Below are 19,039 nucleotides of genomic sequence, written 5' to 3' on the forward strand. Positions count from 1 at the left end.
ACGTGACGCGGTCACGTCGGGCCCTGGTTCCCCATCCACGCCCGGGTACCGAAGGACGCGCAGGCCCGGGAGGCGACCGCGGCTGCCGCGGTCAGTGCGGTGACGAAGTCCGCCGTGGTCGGGCGACCGGCCCGTAGTGCGAGGTGATGGGTGAGGGCACCGTGCAGGACGTCGCCCGCGCCCAGCGTGTCCGCCACCCGGACGGCGGGCACGTCCACCGTGCCTCCGGCGTCCGGGGCCGCCCAGTCGATGGGGTCCGCTCCCCCGCTGACCGCCGACCAGGTGACCCCCTGCTCCCGCAGGAACCGCAGGGTGTCCATCGGTGTGTGCGTGCCGGGTGGGTGGAAGTCGCACGAGCAGACGGCCACGTCGACGAACGGGAGCAGGTCCTCGGTGCCGGGCTTCCAGCTGCCGCCGTCGAGCACGGTCGTACGGCCGGTGGTACGTGCCGAGCGGGCGGCGGCCACGGCCAGTTCCATGTGGTGGCCGTCGACTTCGACGATGTCGCAGGCCGCGACCAGCGCGTCGAGATCTTCGGGCGGGGTGAGCCGGTGGCGTGTCGCGTTGGTGGAGGCGACGGCGCGTTCGCCGGTGGACGCGGTCACCAGGACGGAGGACACGGCGGGCGGTCGGGCCGATTCGGCAGCGAGGTCGGTCACTGTCACGCCCAGCGCGTGCAGGTCTGCCGTCGCCGCAACTCCCAACGGGTGACGGCCGATTGCCGTCAGCAGCGTGGCCGTGCCGCCGAGGTGGGCGAATGCCACAGCCGCGTTCGCGGCCGGGCCGCCCGCGGCGACCACCTGGTCCCGGGCGGTGAGTTTCTCGTCGGCACCCGGCGCGTGGTCCACGAGCTGGATGACATCCAGGGTGCACAGTCCGACGAACAGTCCTGCGGGACGCTCTCTCACCGTCAGCTACCTCCTCGCGCCATTTACTGACAACTGGTTGAGCAGTCCAGGCTGATAAATCTAGTGTCAGTAGTCATGAAGGTGGACAGTCCGAACAACTCTGCCCGGCTCGCGTCCGATCTACGGCTCGCGGTCGGGCGGGTGACCCGGCGCCTGCGTCAGGCGCACGCCGTGGGGGACCTGTCGCTCTCCGGAGTCTCGGTGCTGGCCCGGCTCGCGCGTGACGGCTCCGAGTCGCCCACGTCCCTCGCCGAGCTGGAGCGGGTACGCCCGCAGGCGACGGCGAGCACGCTCGCGCTGCTCGAACAGCGCGGGTTCGTCCGCCGCAGCCCCGATGCCGCGGACCGGCGGCGGAGCATCCTGGCGATCGCGGTCGAGGGGCGCGCCATGCTGGCCGAGCGGCGCCCGGAGTCGGTGCGGCGCCTCGCCGTCGTCCTCGACAGGTTCACCGAGGCGGAGCGCGCGGCGCTGGCGTCCGCCCTCCCCCTGCTCGACCGACTTGCGGAGCGACTGTGACCCGGAGCGCGCACATACCCGGCGACGGACAAGGGAGCGGTCCTCGGCCCGGGCGGTCCTCCCTGCCGGGAGCCGTGCGCCCGGGGCGTCGCAAGGACACCCCCCGGGACGATGGACGCCTCCATCGTCATCATCTCGCTGCCCGCGATCTTCCGGGGCATCGGCCTGGATCCCCTCGCGCCCGGCAACATCGGCTACCTGATCTTCGCGTGCGCGTCCGTCGCGCTGTCCCTGAACCCGTTCCGCGCGGGGGCGGGGCGCTATGTGGCTGATCCTCTGGCGAATCGTGCAGGCCTTCGGCGGCTCGATGCTCACCGCCAACTCGGCTGCCATCCTCACCGACGCGTTCCCGGCGCGGTAGCGCGGAACGGCCCTCGGCGTCAACCAGATCACCGCCCTCGCCGGCCAGTTCCTCGGTCTGCTCGCCGGTGGGCTGCTGGCCGTCGTCGACTGGCGCGCGGTGTTCTGGGTGAGCGTGCCGATCAGCATCACCGGCACGATCTGGTCGTACCTGAGCCTGCGCGAGACCTCGGCGGGCCGCCCCGGCCGCATCGACTGGCTCGGCAACGTCACTTTCGCGGCGGGCGCCGGAATCCTCCTCGCGGGCATCACCTACGGCATCCAGCCCTACGGCGGCAGCGCCACCGGCTCGGGGAACCCGTGGGTGCTCGGCGGTCTCATCGGCGGCGCCGTACTGCTGCTGGTCTTCTGCTACATCGAGACACACATCGCCGAACCGATGTTCAACCTGGCCCTGTTCAGGGTGCGGGCCTTCGCGGCGGGCAGCCTGGCCGCGCTGCTGACCGCGATCGCGCGCGGCGGGCTGCAGTTCATGCTCATCATCTGACTGCAGGGCATCTGGCTGCCGTTGCACGGCTACGACTACGAGGACACCCCACTGTGGGCGGGCATCTTCATGCTTCCGCTCACGGTCGGCTTCCTCGTTGCCGGCCCCGTGTCCGGACATCTGTCGGACCGGTTCGGCGCCCGCATGTTCTCGACGGTCGGGCTGGTCGTCGTGGCGCTCTCCTTCGTCGGTCTGCTGGCGCTGCCCATCGACTTCGACTACGGGATGTTCGCGGCGCTGCTGCTCAACGGGCTGGGGCAGGGCATGTTCTCCGCGCCGAACACGTCCTCGGTCATGGGCAGCGTGCCGAGCGAGTACCGGGGGGTCGCCTCGGGCATGCGCTGCACCTTCCAGAACTCGGGCACCGCCCTGTCCATCGGCGTGTTCTTCTCCCTGATGGTCCCCGGGCTCGCCACCTCGCTGCCCGGCACGCTGAGCCAGGGGCTCCAGGCGCACGGCGTACCGGCGGGCGCGGCTGAGCAGGCCGCGTCACTGCCACCGGTGAGCACGCTGTTCGCCACCTTCCTCGGCAACAACCCCGTTCAGCACCTGCTCTCGGCCAACGGTGTCCTCGACCAGCTCCCCACGGCCCAGCGTGCCGTCCTGGCCGGCCACTCCTTCTTCCCCCGCCTGGTCTCCGGCCCGTTCCACCACGGCCTGACCATCGTCTTCGGCGTGGCAGCGGGCATGGCGCTGGTCTCCGCGATCGCCTCGGCACTGCGCGGCGGCCACCCGTCCGAACCGGCACCGGCCGGCCTGCCGCCCGCTCCCGCCGAGACACCCGAAACCACGCAGGCGGGGCCGAACGGGCCGTCGTAGCGAGCAGGTTGCGGAAGGCCACTCACACGGCGCGCTCCATGCACACCAGTTGATCACGGTCGTCCCACGACTCGGTGACGGTGAAGCCGAACCGCTCGTACAGGGCGACGGCCCCGGTCCGCCATTTCCAGACCGACAGCCGCACGCTGCCCGCGTCGCTTTCCGCGGCATGCGCGAGGGCGGCACGGAGCAGGTCCGACGCGATGCCCCGGCCCCGGAATGCCGGGTCCGTCCAGAGCCTCTTGATCTCCGACCGTCCGGCGGCGGGGGCGGTCACCACCAGACAGCCCACCGGGGTGCTCCCGCTCAGCGCCAGGAGCACCACATCGCCGGCGAACGCGGTCCGCGGGTCCGAGATCTCCGCGCGGTAGCGGTCCGGCAGACCGTCCGCATCGGCGACGGTCTGGCCCTTCTCGGCCTCCGTGCGCAGATGGTAGGCCGTCAGCAGCGCGGCCGTGCCGTCCTCGGCGGAGAGCTCCGCGGCTGGCCGGCGGACGACGGAGACCTGGTCCTGAGCAGTCATGACGTCAGCATCGCATGACGCGGGACAGGGGACGTCCGGGCCCCTACCGGGTGCCGTTGTGGGCGAACGTCCACACGGCCCGGCTGCCGGGGCCGACGGTCAGGGTCGAGTGGCCGATCTGCTCCACATGCCGGTCCTTCAGGGGCCGGTTGAGTGCGAAGTCGACCTGCTGCATCCCCGCGTTCTCGCGTGGTACGGCGTCCAGGCGGATCGTCGTGCCGCCGCCCTCCGCGACGATGCCGCCGCCCGCCACGGTCCGGACGGTGAACCCGCCGGCCCGCAGCAGCGGCACGGTGTCGGCGAGATCCCCCTCGGTGACCGCGATGCGGACGGAGGTCACGTCACGCATGAGGTGGGTGCGGTAGTCGTCGGAGAGGTAGCGCTCCCGGCCGACGTCACCGGGGTAGCTCGGCGGTTCGGTGTTGCCGCGGGGGTCGGCGAAGTACTCCGGCCGGTACTCCATCGCCCAGGCGCCGAAGGCGTCGTACTCGGTGGTGGTGAGGACGGCGTCGAACCACGGCACGGGCACACCGTCGCCGAAGTCCCGGGTCTGGAGGAAGGCGACGGGGTCGGCGACCCCTTCGTCCTTCAGCCGCGCGGTGACCGTAGCCAGGTCGCCCGCCCGCTCGGTCGACAGGCCCAGTCCGGCGGAGCCGAGGGTGCCGTCCTGGCCGGCGACATCGCCGACTCCGAACAGTTCCAAGTAGGTCTCACGGCCCATCAGGTAGCGGCCGGTCCAGGTCTGTCCGCCGGTGCCGGTCGTGGTGCGGACCTGGAAGTTGGCGAAGTCCCGCAGGTAGTCGGAGTGTTCGATGGCGTCGGCGGTCTCCCGGTCGAAGACGCCGTAGGAGTGGTTGTAGAACAGCAGTTGCCGATCGTACGAGGACCGGCCTCCCTCGGCCTGTGCCGTCCCGACCGCACCCCCGATCGCCCCGGCCAGGGCCACGGCGAGCACGATGATCAACCGAAATGTCCGTCGTATCAGCATGCGCGCGATCGTAGGGCGGCCAGGGGACGGCTGCCGTGCTTTGTGAACGAGGTCGAAATGCTTGACACCCAGCCTTCAACGCGTTGCCGCACGGCAGCCTTCCCTGGGGGTCAACTCCCTCTCGGGTCATGGCAGATGTGCACCCTCGGTGCCCCTCCCCCGTGTGGCACGGGATCCCCGGCCGTGGCGCGTACGCCCTCACGGACGGTGGCTCCGGTTCGGGGGTCCATCAGGCGGTAGGGAAGCGGGACGTTCTGCGGGTCGGTGACGATCAGGGGGCCGCCCTCCTCCGCGCAGCAGAGGTACAGCTCGCCGGGACGGACAGGCCCCGGGGTGCCAGGGTGGAGCGCCAGTCCGGGCACATGTCCGTGAGCGGGAGGCCGTCGAGGATGCGGGAGACGCGGCCGACGTGGTGCGAGCCCTCGAAGTCGAGCGCCTCGCGCCATCCCGCGTCCTTCGCGAGGAAGCAGTCCTCGTGGCCGGGTTCCTCGGCGTGCCGTCGCCACTGCCACAGACTCGCCGCTGTACACGACGCCCATCGTGCCGCCGGCGCAGAGGTTGCTCCAGGCCTCGTGTCCCTGCCACCTGCCGGCGGCGCGGCCGGGGCGGCCGGTGTTCTCGTAGGTCGGTTCGCCGTTGGCGACCGCCTTGGGCGGGGTGTTGCGCCACGTGTCGGCAACCCGTTCCTGGACGTGCCCGCCCATGTGGCCGGTCTGGCACCACTGGAAGTGCAGCCAACTCTCGCTCTGGTGGGCACGGTTGGCGGAGTGCGGCCGGTAGTGGATGCCGCAGGGCTGGCCGTAGCCGTCCCAGCGGCCGATCTCCGTGCCGCCCGCCGCGATCTGTGCTTCGCCGCCCTCGCCATCGGCGCCGACCAGGTGGACGGTGGGGGCGGCGCCGTAGCGTGCGACCAGGTAGCGAGGGCGGGTTCGGGGTGCAGGGACCAGAAGTCCGCGCCGGTCAGCAGCCGCACCTTCTGCTCCAGGGTGAGCGCGCCGAGGCGCCTGGCGAGCTCGGCCTCGGCGGCCGTGCGCGGGGCGTCGGTGGGGGGTGGGCTGCCGGCTCACGGTGTCCTCCTCGGTGAAGGGTGGCTGGTGGGGGTGTCGCGCGCTCTCGACGAGGACCCGGACATCCCAGGGACCGAGCGCGAGGGCACTGCCTGCGGCCAGGGACTCGCCGGTGGGCAGGTCGCGGACGTCTTCCGGCAGGCGGTAGTCGACCGGTTCCCAGGCCCAGTTGTGGACGAAGCGCGGGATCGCGCCTTCGGCGATGGCGGCCGAGGTGCAGGTGACGGACGACGCGTCGGGCGGCAGCGAGGTCGCGGCGATCCAGTCGGCAGGGCTGTGCGAGAGTTCGCGGTCCGGGACGGAGCCGACGACGTACGTCACCCGGCCGGTGCCGCTCATGGGTGGTGACGGCGGCGAACTCACCCAGGTGCGGATGGTCGTACCCGGCGAGGACGGTCGCGCCGTCCGGGATCAGCCCGTCGGCCCACGCGGTGGCCTGCCCGTGCAGGGCGGGGCCGTCCGGTGTTCCCTCGCCCTTGGTGACCGTGACCGGGGTCAGCACATTGCTGAACTCCTGGTAGTACGCTCCCGCGGCGGGACGCAGTACTCCGGGCATGACCGTGTGTCGGGCGACGGCCTCCGCGTCGGCGTAGCCGGTGCGGGGAGTGAGGACGAGATGGCCGCCGGCTTCGGCGTACCGGCTCAGCAGGTCGAGTGTCGTGTCGTCCGCGATGTACAGCGCCGGAACGACCAGCACCGGCCAGCGGTCCGCCAACTCCGCAGGACTGGACGGCAGTTGTTCCGGGGCAACGATTTCGACGGACAGTCCGGCGTCGACCAGCCCCCGGTAGTGGGCGGCGACGATCCGGTCGTGGGACTGCGGGTCGCCGAACCAAAAAGGGGCGCCGCCCCGGAGCGGTGCCATGAACTCCATGGCCCAGCGGCTGTCGGCGGACAGCAGCATCGCCACGTCGCTGCGGGGGCGCAGGCTCTCCATTGTCGCGCCCGTCTGCTGCAACTCCCCTGCGATCACCGAGAGTTCCTCGTACGTCCGGCCGGGTTCCAGGCTGTGGCCGAGGATGCCGCCCCAGTAGGGCTCGGCACCGTAGTGCAGGAAGTGCCAGTGCCAGTACTCGATCATTCGGGCGCCGCGCGCGACCATGTTCCACACGGCCTGGCGGGCCCGGCCCCGGTGGAGGGGGAGTTGTCGGCTGAGCCGCCGATGGAGGTGGCGTTGGTCTCCATGACGAGGAAGGGCTCCTGGCGGATGCCGCAGGCGAGGTCGTTCTGGAGGGAGAGCCGGGCGGGCCCCGACCAGGGGACGAAGAACGGGTGCAGTCCGCCGGTGGGCTCGTCGGGGCCCGGCAGGGCCGGTCCGTCCTGGGTGGCGTGGTGGATGTTGGCCCCGGCGACGTCGAGGGGCCGGCCGACGGCGGAGATGTCCAGGCCCTGCTGGCCGAGGGCGACGCAGGGTGTCCAACGGCCTCGGATCAGCCGTCCTCGGGCACCGCCGCGTCGAGGAGGGGGCCCAGTTCCAGGGCCACGGCCGTCAGGGCACGGACGTCCCGCTCGGCCCGGGCCACGAGGATCGCGCCCTCCAGAGCGCTGATCATGAGGGTGGCCAGTGCGCCGGCCCGCTCCTCCGGAATCCCCATCCCGGCGAGGGCGCGGGCGACCGAGCCGCTCCAGGCGGTGAAGGCCGCGGAGGCGGCCTCACGCGTGGCCGCGCTGGTCTCCGCACAGTCCACCGTGGCGGCGGCCACCGGACACCCGCCCGCGAAGCCGACGGCCGCGTACTCGTCGGTCCACTGGCGGACCATCTCGCCGAACAGCCCGCTCGGCGTCGGCTCGGGCAGCGCGGCGAGGAAACGGTCGACGCGCCTGCCCGCGTACAGACCCGCCCAGCCGACGGCCTCGTTGACCAACTGCTCCTTGCCGCCGGGGAAGTAGTGCTGGAGCGAGCCGCGCGGCGCGTGTGCGTGGACGGCGACCTCGCGCATCCCGGTGGCGGCGACCCCGTCGCGCCGGATCAGCTGCGCCGCACTGAAGACCATCCGCTCGCGCGCCCCGTACCGGGACGCCTCTGCCGCCGCCATCCCCGACCTCCGTCACCGTCGCACGGGCTCTGCCGCCCTCACTCTATGACAGCCGTCATAGAGTGAACTACTATGACCGCCGTCATAAACAACGGCGATGGTGGCGGTCCGGCTTCGCCGGGGGACGGAAACGGCGGTGCATGGTGGCGTACGTGGGTTTTGTCGGCCTCGGGGTCATGGGGCAGCCCATGGCGCTCAACCTCGCCCGTGCCGGAACACCCCTCGTTGTGTGGAACCGCACGCCCGGCCGGTCCGAACCCCTGCGTGCCGCCGGGACCGAGGTCGCGGCGGGCCCCGCCGAGGTCTTCGAACGCGCCGACGACGTCGTGTTCCTCATGCTGGCCGACGAGACGGCCGTCGATGCGGTGCTGGGCCGTGGCACCCCGGATTTCGCCGCGCGGGTCGCCGGACACACCGTCGTCCACATGGGCACGACCTCGGCCGAGTACTCGGGCAGCCTCCAGGACGACATCGGGAGCGCGGGCGGGAGATACGTCGAGGCCCCGGTCTCCGGGTCCCGAGTCCCGGCGGAGCAGGGCAAGTTGGTGGGCATGCTGGCCGGGGACGCCGCTGCCGTGGCGGCCGTAGGACCGCTGCTCGCGCCGGTGTGCCAGGAGACGTTCGGCTGCGGTGCGGTTCCGGGCGCCCTGCTGATGAAGTTCTCGGTGAACCTGTTCCTGATCACGCTGGTCACCGGGCTCGCGGAGGCGTTCCACTTCGCCGACCGGCACGGGCTCGACCAGCGCCTGCTGCGGGACGTCCTGGACGCGGGACCGATGGCCAGTTCCGTCTCCCGGATGAAGGCGCCCAAGTTGGTGACCCGCGACTTCGGTGTGCAGGCGGCGGCCACGGACGTGCTGAAGAACAACCGCCTGATCGCGGAGGCCGCCCGCGAGGCCGGGCTGGCCTCCCCGCTCCTCGACATCTGCCACGCCCTCTACGACGAGACCGTGGCACGAGGTCACGGCGGCGAGGACATGGTGGCCGTGGTACGGGCGCTGGAGGCCAGGACCGGGGGCCCGGCACCGTCCGGAGCCCGAACTCGCCCTGCGGGCAACGGCATGTGAGCGCGGGTGGCCGCCCGGGGGCAGGCCCGGACGGCCGTGGGTGCTCGGGGTCCCGGGGTCAGGTCACCCGGGGGGTGTGCGTCTGCGACTGCTGCGCCGGGAACACGGAGTCGCCGCCGAACAGCGGCGCGGGCGCGGGCACTTGCGCGCTCGACTCGTCGTCGCCGAGCATCATGTCGGGGTCGAACATGACGATCACGGCGGAGATCAGCAGGACGACGAGCGGGCCGGCGAGCATGACCAGGAGGAACGCGACCAGGTCGGCCGAGGACTGCGCGGACGCGGCCTGGTGGGTGAGGTGCACGGAGACCGCGGCCATGCCGGTGTAGTGCATGCCGGTCACGGCCACACCCATGACCAGGCTCGCGCCGAGGCTCGCCCACAGCGCGTGGATGGAGACCGCCGCCCACAGCGCCGCAGTGGCGGCACCCACGGCGATGACCACGGACAGCACCACGGTCAGGGGGTTGTAGTGGAGGGTGCCGTTCGTCTCGATGGCGGCCATCCCGAGGTAGTGCATCGCCGCCACACCGAGCCCGGTGACCGCGCCCGCGACACCGAGGTTGAGCGGTGAGCCGCCCCGGTAGCCGACCAGGAACACTCCTACGGCGACCACCACGATCGCCACGAGGAGGCTCAGCAGCGTCTTCGTCGTGTCGTAGTTGACCAGCGCGCCCTGGACGCTGAAGCCGATCATGGCGATGAAGTGCATGGTCCATATGCCGCAGCCGATCGACACCGCGCCCATGGCCAGCCACCGGGCTCTGTGCTGCGGCCGGCGCAGCGAGCGGGTCGTGCAGCGCAGCCCGAGGGCCGCGCCCAGGCATGCCATCAGGTAGGCGGCTACAGGTGTCACTGCGCCGTAGTAGAAGTCGGAGACGGTGGCGGTCATCGAGGGTTCCCTTCACGTACGTGACGGCAGGCGGCACCGCAGTCGCGGTGGGCCGGCACGGTGATGCGCGCACGCTCCCGTCCGGCGGGCCGCGGCGACTGCCGGGCCGCGCCGGGCGCGGGCCTCCGGTCGGGAGACACGCGGTGACACGGGGTGCGCCACGGCGGGGGCGCACGCGGATCGACCACCCCCGCCCCTGCCGCACGTTCGTACCGGCTCGGCCGGGTGGACATGCACGAGCGCGCGGACATCCTGCGAACGGAGACAGGACACGGGGAACCGAACGGTCGAGTTCAAGCCACCAGGCCGAGTTGTGCATGATTCAATCACGAGGTGCACACATTTCCCGCACAACGTGGAAAGGTGTTAGCCGAATCGATACTTCACCACTACTGCCCACAAAGCCCACCAGCGTGGGGAGTTCACCGTCCGGCAGACCGCGTCGCCCTCCCGTCCGCGGCCCGGATCTGATCGTGCAGGTCCTTGAGCGCGGCGACGTAGATCTCCGAGAACGTGGGGAACGGCTGGATCGTCTCGCGCAGCACGTCCAGCGGGATCCGGGCACGCACGGCGAGGGTGGCCTGTTGCAGCCACTCCCCCGCCTCCGGGCCGAGGGCGTGGGCGCCGGTGAGCACCCGGCCGTCGCTGAGCAGCGTGAGGAACCCGTTGGCGTCGGCGTAGGCGCGCGTGTAGGCCGCGGTCTTGGCCACCCCCGAGATGGGGACCGTGGCGCTGAACCGTGCCTCGTTCGCGCCGACCGACGCTGCCTGCGGGTCGGTGTAGACCACGCGGGGCACGGCCGTGCAGTCGGCCTCGCGGGGTTCGCCGAGGATGTTCGCCGCGACGATCTCGCCCTGGTACTTGCCGACATGGGTGAGCATCCAGAGCCCGGTGGCGTCGCCGACGACCCACAGCCGCTCGGCGGCGCGCAGGCGCGAGTCGACCGGAATGCCGTGCTCGTCGGCCTTCACGCCCACGGTGTCCAGGCCGATGCCGTCGACGCGCGGCCGGCGTCCGGTGGCCACGAGGAGGTGGTCGCCGCGCAGTTCCTGTCCGTCGTCGAGTGTCAGGACGTAGTCCTCGCCCTCGCTCCGGGCGGCGACCGTCCGCGGCCCGAGCACCAGCTCGACCCCGTCACGGCGCAGCACCTCACCGAGCGCCTCGCCCACCGGCCGGGGCTCGCGGGGCAGGACGAACGGGCCGTAGGCCGTGAGGACCACCTCGCCGCCGAGTCTGCGCACGGCCTGGGCCATCTCGACACCGACGGGGCCCGTGCCGAGCACGAGCAGCCGGCGCGGGACCGCTTTCATGCCCGTCACCTCGCGGTTGGTCCACACGCCCGTCAGCTCGGCCAGGCCCGGGACCGGCGGCATGATCGGTGCCGCCCCCGTGGCCACGACGACATGCTCGGCGGTGTGGCGGGCTCCGGCCACCTCCACGACACCCGGTCCGGCCAGCCGCCCGGTGCCGCGCAGCAGGTCGATGCCGTTGTCTGCCAGCCAGCGTTCCTGTCCGGCGTCGGAGTAGTCCGACACCATGAAGTCCCGCCAGGCCAGGGCCTGTTCGACATCGACCCGGGCGCTCGCCGCGGCCTCCCGTGCGCCGTGCGCGGCCTCGCCCGGGCGCAGCAGGGTCTTCGACGGGATGCAGGCCCAGTACGAGCACTCCCCGCCCACCAGTTCGCGCTCCACCAGGGCGACCCGCAGTCCGCCGTCGGCCAGGGCACCGGCGCAGTGCTCGCCGGGCGATCCCCCGCCGATCACGATGACGTCGTAGTCGTGGTCATGATCGCGGTCGTGGTTCATCCGTTCGGCCTCCTCGCCCGGGAACCGCCCTCGCTCGGATATCAGGACGGCAGCCCGGTACCGGCCTGCTCACTCACCATGTACCGCGCGTACCAGTCGGGCCAGTCCGGGTCCTCCGCGCCGATGCGTGCCTCGTGCTCGCCGTGTGCCGCAGCGGCGCGGCGCAGTGCGCCCGCGAGGTCCTCGGCCGAGGCGAACGTCGTGGCGGCGGGGTCCAGCCGGCCCGGGAGCCGGGTGGTGATCTCCTGGAGGACCCAGCCGTTGCCGTCCGGGTCGCTGAACGACACGAACGAGCCGTAGCTGCTGCGCTTCGGGTCGGGTCCGGGCACCCGGGCACCGGTCCCCGCGTGATGGAAGACGCCGCCCTCGTCGTGGAAGACGTCGCTCGGGTCCGCGCCCACCCGCTTGAGCTCGTCGTGGGCGGCGGCGATCTCGTCCACGACCAGGTGCAGGCCCTGGGCCGAGCCCGGTGCCTGGGTCGTGACGGAGGTGCCGAAGATGACGGAGGCGGGCGAGCCCGGCGGGGTTACCTGCACGACCCGGAAGTCCTCGCCGGTGGCGACGTCGGCGTCGAGCCGCCAGCCGAGCGCCGTGTAGAAGTTCTTGGCCCGGTCCACGTCCCCGACCGGCACCACGACGACTTCGAGCTTCATGTCCATGAGCTGGGTCTCCGTTCTCGGACGAACCGCCGACTCATCCAGAATCGCCGCTACGGCCCCGATGCGCGCCGGGGAGTCGGGCCGGCCCGCGCGTTCAGAGACGATCGGCGTCCGGAACGGCACGGTCGAACGCCTCCGAGACCACGAACTCACCGGCTGCGACCAAAGCGCCGTGCGTCGTCGCCAGAGGCCCTAACTGCTCATGTTTCCAAGGACAGTTGACAGCCAGGAACGTTGACGTGGGCCACACTCGTGCCAAGGGTGCGGGCGACTGCCGCTGGCCGGCGGTGCGCTGATGCTCGCGGGCGGCGGGGGACGACCAGAATGTCACCGCGGTGGCCGCAGCGGGCGCGTGGTGGGGGTGGGGCAGGTCGGCAGCGCCCGCGAACAGCGGTTCCGTACGGAGCGCCCGCCATGGGGGGGCGCCCCTGCTCGGCAGCCCGGACGACCCCTCCTTCACCGACCACCGGCGCGGCGCCCTCCTCGCCGTCGAACAGCACAACCAGGACGCCGAGCGAACCCTGGACCTCGCGCTGCGCACCGCCAACGACGCCGGCACCGCGATGGGCACCGCCGCGGCGGCCACCCGGCTGGCCGCCGACCCGGACGTGTCCGTGGTGATCGCCGCGGGCGCGACCGTGCCCGCCGCCCTGGCCCCCTGTACGAAGGGCCGCCTGACCCTGCTGGTCACTCGCGCGGACACCGAAGCCCTCGACGTCGTCAACGCCACCAGCGCCCTCGTGCTGCGCACCACCCAGACCGTCGGCCCGTCCACGGCACTGATCTGTCTGAACCGGGTCGCCACACCGGCCCGCACGGTCATCGTGCACGGCCTGGCCATGGAGACGGAGAGCCTGGCCACGGTCCGCATCACCACCGGCTACGGCAAGCTCGACGGCGAGTCGTCGGTGGAGGGTGTCGCCGCGGACGAGAACTTCACGGGAGCCGCCCGCCGTATCGCCGCCCGCGCGCTGCGCGACCCAGGCCACCGGGCCGCCCGGGTCGCGGGCGAGCACGTTCTCGGCGCCCCCTTCCTGGCCGTCGGCGAGGGCTGGCGGATCGGTGAGAGCTACACCGACGCGAGTGCCGACACCCGTACCAAGGCGTTCGCCGCCGCGTTCCGCGCCCACCACCGACACGCGCCGGGCCCCTGGGCGATCGAGGCCTACGGCGCCGTACGGTTCACGCCCACGGCCTCGCCTCCGTCGGCGACGACGGCCGCACCGCCCTGCGTTCGGAACTCCTGCGCCGCCCCTGGCAGGGCATCACCCGCCTCATGGGCTTCGACGCCTCCCCTCAGTACTTCATCGCGGGCGACGACGGCGGAGGGTTCCTGTACCGGGTGACCGGCGGAGCCGCCCGCTACGTGGCGCGCTCCGCCGACATCGGCAAGAAGCGGTGAGCCGGGCCCTGTTCCTTCTCGTGCTCAGGCGCCCACGTACGCCGCCAGGTGCTCCCCCGTGAGCGTCGAGCGCGCGTCGACCAGGTCGGCCGGTGTCCCCTCGAAGACGATCTTGCCGCCGTCGTGTCCGGCGCCGGGGCCGAGGTCGATGATCCAGTCGGCGTGGGCCATGACCGCCTGGTGGTGTTCCACGACGATGACCGACTTGCCGGAGTCGACCAACCGGTCGAGCAGGCCGAGGAGTTGCTCCACGTCTGCGAGGTGCAGGCCGGCGGTGGGCTCGTCGAGGACGTAGACGCCGCCCTTCTCCGACATGTGCGTGGCCAGCTTGAGGCGCTGGCGTTCGCCGCCGGAGAGGGTGGTGAGCGGCTGGCCGAGGCTGAGGTAGCCGAGGCCCACGTCGGCGAGGCGGGTAAGGATCCTGTGCGCGGCCGGAGTTGCCGCCTCACCCGCGCCGAAGAACTCCTCGGCCTCGGTGACCGACATCGCGAGCACCTCGCTGATGTCACGCCCGCCGAAGTGGTATTCGAGTACCGACGCGTCGAACCGTTTCCCCTCGCACTCCTCGCAGGTGGTGGCCACGCCCGCCATCATCGCCAGGTCGGTGTAGATGACGCCGGCGCCGTTGCAAGTCGGGCAGGCGCCCTCGGAGTTGGCGCTGAACAGGGCCGGCTTCACGCCGTTGGCCTTGGCGAAGGCCTTGCGGATCGGTTCGAGGAGTCCGGTGTACGTCGCCGGGTTGCTGCGGCGTGAGCCGCGGATGGCGCCCTGGTCGACCGACACCACGGTCTCGCCGGCCGGGATCGACCCGTGCACCAGCGAGCTCTTGCCGGAGCCCGCGACACCGGTGATGACGGCGAGGACGCCGAGCGGGATGTCGACGTCGACGTCCTGGAGGTTGTTGGTCGCGGCGCCCCGGATCTCCAGGGTGCCGGTCGGCTTGCGGGTCGACTCCTTGAGCTTGGCCCGGTCGTCGAAGTGCCGGCCGGTGATGGTGCCGCCGGTGCGCAGCCCCTCGACGGTGCCCTCGAAGCAGACGGTGCCGCCCGCCGTACCGGCGCCCGGGCCGAGGTCGACGACGTGGTCGGCGATCGCGATGGTCTCCGGCTTGTGCTCGACGACGAGCACGGTGTTGCCCTTGTCGCGCAGGCGCAGCAGCAGGTCGTTCATGCGCTGGATGTCGTGCGGGTGCAGGCCGATGGTGGGCTCGTCGAAGACGTAGGTGACGTCGGTGAGGGAGGAGCCGAGGTGGCGGATCATCTTGACGCGCTGTGCCTCGCCGCCCGACAGCGTGCCGGCCGGCCGGTTGAGCGAGAGGTAGCCGAGGCCGATCTCGACGAACGAGTCGAGGGCCTGCCGCAGTGCGGTGAGCAGCGGCGCGACCGACGGCTCGTCGAGGCCGCGCACCCACTCGGCCAGGTCGCTGATCTGCATCGCGCAGGCGTCGGCGATGCTGATGCCCTTGATCTTCGAGGACCGGGCGCCCTCGTTGAGCCGGGTGCCGTCGCAGTCGGGGCAGGTGGTGAAGGTGACCGCGCGGTCCACGAACTCGCGGATGTGCGGCTGCATGCCCTCCCGGTCCTTGGCGAGCATCGACTTCTGGATGCGCGGGATCAGACCTTCGTAGGTCATGTTGATGCCCGCGATCTTCATCCTGGTCGGCTCGCGGTGGAGGAAGTCCTGGAGTTCCTTCTTCGTGAACTTGCTGATGGGCTTGTCGGGGTCGAAGAAGCCGGACTCGATGTAGAGGCGCGAGTTCCAGCCGCCGCCCGTGTAGCCGGGCACCGTGATCGCGCCCTCCGCAAGGGACTTGGAGTCGTCGTAGAGCTGGGTGAGGTCGAGGTCGGTGACCGAGCCGCGGCCCTCGCAGCGCGGGCACATGCCGCCGGTGATGCTGAAGCTGCGGCGCTCCTTGACCTTCTGTCCGCCGCGTTCCATGGTGACCGCGCCCGCGCCGCTGATCGAGGCGACGTTGAAGGAGAAGGCCTTGGGCGAGCCGAGGTAGGGCTTCCCGAGGCGGCTGAAGAGGATGCGCAGCATGGCGTTGGCGTCGGTGGCGGTGCCGACGGTGGAGCGGGGGTCGGCGCCCAGCCGCTGCTGGTCGACGATGATCGCGGTGGTCAGTCCGTCGAGGACGTCGACCTCGGGGCGGGCCAGCGTCGGCATGAAACCCTGCACGAAGGCGCTGTACGTCTCGTTGATCAGCCGTTGCGACTCGGCGGCGATCGTGTCGAACACGAGTGAGCTCTTGCCCGAGCCGGAGACACCGGTGAACACCGTCAGCCGGCGCTTCGGGATCTCGATGCTGACGTCCTTGAGATTGTTCTCGCGCGCCCCGTGCACGCGGATCAGGTCGTGGCTGTCGGCAGCGTGCAGCCCAGACGACTGCGCGTCCGTCCTCGTGGCCATGCTCATCGTGCGTTCCCTCCGTTTGCGCAGGGCCGCCGAGAGTCGCTCGGCGGTCATCGCCCGGCTCGATCCAACCAGGCTTCGAGCGGTACGTCCGCTTCCGGTACACGGTGCTGCACCTGGCAGTCACGCTAGGGGGAACGCATGGCCTCGCGCTTCTCGAATCCTGACCGGTCCACTCGCCTCTCGCCGAGCCGCGCCCGGCGAACGTGGTGCAGATGCCGGCCGAGCGCCACCGCGGCCAGGGCGGCGACCAGACCCGTCACACCCCGCCAGCCGAACCGGTCGTAGGTGCGCACACCCAGCCAGGAGCCCGCACTGCCGCCGAGGAAGGCGCAGGTCATGTACGCGGTGTTGATACGGGCCCGGGCCTCGGGCCGCAGCGCGAAGATACGGGCCTGGTTGGCGACCTGGCCGGCCTGGACTGCGACGTCGAGCAGCAGCATGCCTGCGGCCAGGGTCAGCAGGCCTGCCGTGCCTCCCCCGGCGGCCGGTACGAGGAGCGCCGCCGAGGCGATCGTGCCGAGCATGGCCAGGAGGCTGACCGTGTCGGGGCCTCTGCGGTCGGCCAGCCGCCCGGCCAGGGGGGTGCTGAACATGCTGGCCGCGCCGACCAGTCCGAGGATGCCGACCGCCTGGGCGCCCATGCCGTACGTCGGTCCGGTGACGAGCAGGGTGAGCGTGGTCCAGGCGGCGCTGAAGCCGGCGAAGACCATGGCCTGGTAGAGGCAGGAGCGGCGGAGGTCCGGTTCGCTGCGCAGCAGCCGCAGCGGGGCGGCTATGAGGGCCGGGTAGGCGTGCCGGGTGGACGGTGTGGTCGGCGGGACGGCCCGGGAGAGGACCGCGGCCAGCGCCAGGACGATGACGGCCGCCACGACGTACGGCGCCCGCCAGCCGAACCGCTCTCCGAGGGTGCCGCTGAAGGTGCGGGCCAGGAGGATGCCGCCGATCAGGCCGCTGAGCAGGGTGCCGGTGACGGCTCCGCGGCGTTCGGCGGGTACGAGTCCGGCGGTCATCGGGATGATGATCTGGGGCACGACAGTGGTCACACCGGTGACCGCGCTCGCGGCGACGAGCAGCGGGAGCGAGGGCGCGGCGCTCGCGGCAAGCAGTCCTGCGGCGGTGAGTACGAGCAGGGTGACGATCAGGGGGCGGTGCGGGAGCCGGTCGCCGAGGGGGACGAGGAGGAAGATCCCGGCCGCGTAGCCGAATTGGGCCGCCGTGACGACGAGGGCGGCCGAGCCGGCGGAGACGTTCAGGTCGGCGGCGACGAGCGAGCTGATCGCCTGCGGGAAGTAGATGGTCGAGACGCCCACACCGCAGGCGAGGGACAGGACGAGGATCACCCAGCGGGGCACGGACACACCTCACGCGAGAACCGGTTTGACTGGTTCGGCCGACGGTAGCAGGAGACCCGCTCTCCTGGCACCACTTAAACCGGTTCCACGGAGGTACAGTGGGCGCGTGTCATCGACTCCGCGCTTCCGCCAGGGCGCCGGCCGCCTCTGCCTGGACTTCGTCCGCACCCTGCGCCACCGTGGTTCGCCCGGCGTGGTGGAGGAACTCCCCGACGCCGAGGCCCTGTCGGCGTGGGTGCGGCAGTGCGGTCCCTGCGCGGCAGGAGGGGACGCCGATGCGGCCGGGGCACGCGACCTGCGCGAGGCCGTCCACGCGCTGATCACCGCCGCCCGCGCCGGGGGGATGCCCGACGCGCACTCGCTCGCCCTGGTCAACGGGGCCGCCGCACACCCCGTCCCGGTGCCGCGCCTGAACCGCACGGGGCGGCTCGACTGGCAGGCCGATGACCCCGTCCGGGCCACTCTCGCCCTCGTCGCCCGTGATGCCCTGGACCTCGCGACCTCCCCGTCACTCACCCGCGTCCGCGACTGCGCGGGCCCCACCTGTGGCGCCCTGTTCCTCGACATCTCACGCCCCGGCAACCGCCGTTGGTGCTCCATGGGCACCTGCGGAAACCGCGCCAAGAAGGAGACACTGCGGGGCAGGACGGTCTGACCGGCTCGGCGGAGAGAACTTGTTCACCTCCGCGCAACCGCCTTTGGGATCCACATACTTAAAGTGTGGATCCCTCCCGGAACCCGATCCCGATCCCTCGAACACAGCTCCTGGCCCTCCCGGAACGGATCACCCATGCACTTCCCACCCCACCCGCACACCTCATGACACGCCACGGCGTACGCAGGATCGTGCCCCTGCTGCTGGGCTGGGAGGAACTCCCCAAGTCGGTCTCCGTGCACGGCGCCCCGTACGAGGAACGGCTGCGTGAACCCGTACCGGCGGTCCTCCTGGAGTGCGACGGCGGCTGGCTGTTGCTCGACACGGGCTTCAACACGGCGCTGATCCGGGACCCGGCCCTGCGCCGCCGCTTCTACGGCTCCCCCAACTACCGGCCGATCCTCCCGGGTCCGGGCGAACCCCTGGAGGAGGCCCTCGACGCGGCCGGTATCGCGATGGACGCGATCCACGCGGTGGCCGTCAGTCATCTGCACGCCGACCACGCGGGCGGACTCAAGCACTTCGCGGGCCGGGTGCCGGTGCACGTACAGCGGGAGGAACTGGCCCACGGCCTGTCCGGGCAACCGGACGTCGAGCGCCACTCCATCTTCCGCGTCGACTTCGACGACCCGCGCATCGACTGGCGACAGGCCGACGGGGACGTGGAGATCGCCCCCGGCGTGACCGCCGTACTGACCGCCGGGCACACCCCCGGACACCAGAGCTTCGTCGTCGACCTCGCGGACGGCGGCGGTCTCGTGTTCGCCTTCGACGCGGCCGACCTCACCGAGAACATCGAGCACGAGCGCCCGATCGGCGCCTCGATCGGTGTCGCCCCGGAGAGCACGGTGGAGCCCATCCGCCGGCTCAAGCGCATCGCCGCCGAACGCGGCTACGAGCTCGTCCCCGGCCATGACCCCGTCGTCTGGCCCGAGTTGATCCGCCGCCTGGGCACGCCGGGCGCGTAGCCGGTACTGGCCGGATCGCGACCACAGCCCGATTCACACGCCTTTAACACCCGGGACACGAGAGGGACTTTGTGGCCCGTGAACATGTTTTTGGATCCAATCTTGACACTTTGAGATCCA

15 protein-coding genes and 2 pseudogenes are annotated in these 19,039 nt (G+C 71.7%); 6 read left to right on the forward strand and 11 right to left on the reverse strand.

Annotated features, from left to right (window positions below; all coding sequences use genetic code 11):
* Positions 1 to 11: 11 nt before the first annotated feature.
* A complete protein-coding gene (locus tag AB0I51_RS22720) occupies positions 12 to 908 on the reverse strand; it encodes a PfkB family carbohydrate kinase (protein WP_362977808.1) in 897 nt (298 codons plus the stop codon).
* 75 nt (positions 909 to 983) lie between these two features.
* Between AB0I51_RS22720 and AB0I51_RS22725 the strand changes: the two genes are divergently transcribed.
* Together AB0I51_RS22725 and AB0I51_RS22730 are read left to right on the forward strand one after the other, a co-directional pair.
* A complete protein-coding gene (locus tag AB0I51_RS22725) occupies positions 984 to 1,424 on the forward strand; it encodes a MarR family transcriptional regulator (RefSeq protein WP_362977810.1) in 441 nt (146 codons plus the stop codon).
* A gap of 111 nt (positions 1,425 to 1,535) precedes the next feature.
* Positions 1,536 to 3,090, forward strand: a pseudogene (locus tag AB0I51_RS22730) (MFS transporter).
* A 22-nt stretch (positions 3,091 to 3,112) separates the two neighbouring features.
* Here the strand turns inward: AB0I51_RS22730 and AB0I51_RS22735 are convergent.
* From AB0I51_RS22735 to AB0I51_RS22755, 5 genes and pseudogenes are all read right to left on the reverse strand, one after another.
* A complete protein-coding gene (locus tag AB0I51_RS22735; RefSeq protein WP_362977812.1) occupies positions 3,113 to 3,613 on the reverse strand; it encodes a GNAT family N-acetyltransferase in 501 nt (166 codons plus the stop codon).
* 43 nt (positions 3,614 to 3,656) lie between these two features.
* Positions 3,657 to 4,577: a DUF5829 family protein gene (locus AB0I51_RS22740; RefSeq protein ID WP_362978016.1), complete on the reverse strand. Its 921-nt coding sequence runs from the start codon at positions 4,575 to 4,577 to the stop codon at positions 3,657 to 3,659.
* A gap of 134 nt (positions 4,578 to 4,711) precedes the next feature.
* Positions 4,712 to 6,007, reverse strand: a complete 1,296-nt coding sequence (locus tag AB0I51_RS22745) for a DUF4038 domain-containing protein (protein ID WP_362977814.1) — start codon at positions 6,005 to 6,007, stop codon at positions 4,712 to 4,714.
* Positions 6,008 to 6,056: 49 nt separating this feature from the next.
* Positions 6,057 to 6,770 (reverse strand): annotated as a pseudogene (locus AB0I51_RS22750) (beta-galactosidase trimerization domain-containing protein); the annotation flags it as partial.
* 328 nt (positions 6,771 to 7,098) lie between these two features.
* Positions 7,099 to 7,704 (reverse strand): TetR/AcrR family transcriptional regulator, encoded by a 606-nt coding sequence (locus AB0I51_RS22755; protein WP_362977816.1) that lies wholly within the window; start codon positions 7,702 to 7,704, stop codon positions 7,099 to 7,101.
* Positions 7,705 to 7,766: 62 nt separating this feature from the next.
* Between AB0I51_RS22755 and AB0I51_RS22760 the strand changes: the two genes are divergently transcribed.
* Positions 7,767 to 8,771 (forward strand): NAD(P)-dependent oxidoreductase, encoded by a 1,005-nt coding sequence (locus tag AB0I51_RS22760; protein WP_362977818.1) that lies wholly within the window; start codon positions 7,767 to 7,769, stop codon positions 8,769 to 8,771.
* A 58-nt stretch (positions 8,772 to 8,829) separates the two neighbouring features.
* Here AB0I51_RS22760 and AB0I51_RS22765 read toward each other — a convergent pair whose 3' ends face one another.
* The 3 genes from AB0I51_RS22765 to AB0I51_RS22775 all read right to left on the reverse strand — a co-directional run bounded on the left by AB0I51_RS22765 (position 8,830) and on the right by AB0I51_RS22775 (position 12,127).
* A complete protein-coding gene (locus AB0I51_RS22765; RefSeq protein ID WP_362977820.1) occupies positions 8,830 to 9,663 on the reverse strand; it encodes an MHYT domain-containing protein in 834 nt (277 codons plus the stop codon).
* 422 nt (positions 9,664 to 10,085) lie between these two features.
* On the reverse strand, positions 10,086 to 11,468 hold the full coding sequence (locus AB0I51_RS22770) for an NAD(P)/FAD-dependent oxidoreductase (protein ID WP_362977822.1): 1,383 nt from the start codon (positions 11,466 to 11,468) through the stop codon (positions 10,086 to 10,088).
* Between the two features lie 41 nt (positions 11,469 to 11,509).
* A complete protein-coding gene (locus tag AB0I51_RS22775; protein WP_362977824.1) occupies positions 11,510 to 12,127 on the reverse strand; it encodes a VOC family protein in 618 nt (205 codons plus the stop codon).
* A 335-nt stretch (positions 12,128 to 12,462) separates the two neighbouring features.
* Between AB0I51_RS22775 and AB0I51_RS22780 the strand changes: the two genes are divergently transcribed.
* Positions 12,463 to 13,473 carry a hypothetical protein gene (locus AB0I51_RS22780; RefSeq protein ID WP_362977826.1) on the forward strand — a complete coding sequence of 337 codons (1,011 nt, stop codon included), beginning with the start codon at positions 12,463 to 12,465 and terminating at the stop codon, positions 13,471 to 13,473.
* 80 nt (positions 13,474 to 13,553) lie between these two features.
* Here AB0I51_RS22780 and AB0I51_RS22785 read toward each other — a convergent pair whose 3' ends face one another.
* Both AB0I51_RS22785 and AB0I51_RS22790 read right to left on the reverse strand, forming a co-directional pair.
* Complete coding sequence (locus AB0I51_RS22785) at positions 13,554 to 15,944, reverse strand: excinuclease ABC subunit UvrA (RefSeq protein ID WP_362977828.1); 2,391 nt, start codon at positions 15,942 to 15,944, stop codon at positions 13,554 to 13,556.
* Between the two features lie 125 nt (positions 15,945 to 16,069).
* Positions 16,070 to 17,302, reverse strand: coding sequence for an MFS transporter (locus AB0I51_RS22790; RefSeq protein WP_362977830.1), 1,233 nt, complete (start codon positions 17,300 to 17,302; stop codon positions 16,070 to 16,072).
* 100 nt (positions 17,303 to 17,402) lie between these two features.
* Between AB0I51_RS22790 and AB0I51_RS22795 the strand changes: the two genes are divergently transcribed.
* Together AB0I51_RS22795 and AB0I51_RS22800 are read left to right on the forward strand one after the other, a co-directional pair.
* The gene (locus tag AB0I51_RS22795; protein ID WP_362977832.1) at positions 17,403 to 17,951 is read left to right on the forward strand and encodes an ABATE domain-containing protein; all 549 of its coding nucleotides are present in this window, start codon (positions 17,403 to 17,405) and stop codon (positions 17,949 to 17,951) included.
* A gap of 164 nt (positions 17,952 to 18,115) precedes the next feature.
* Positions 18,116 to 18,919: an N-acyl homoserine lactonase family protein gene (locus AB0I51_RS22800; RefSeq protein WP_362977834.1), complete on the forward strand. Its 804-nt coding sequence runs from the start codon at positions 18,116 to 18,118 to the stop codon at positions 18,917 to 18,919.
* The last annotated feature ends 120 nt before the right edge of the window (positions 18,920 to 19,039 follow it).

This window comes from Streptomyces sp. NPDC050549 (genome assembly GCF_040655035.1).
GTDB lineage: Bacteria > Actinomycetota > Actinomycetes > Streptomycetales > Streptomycetaceae > Streptomyces.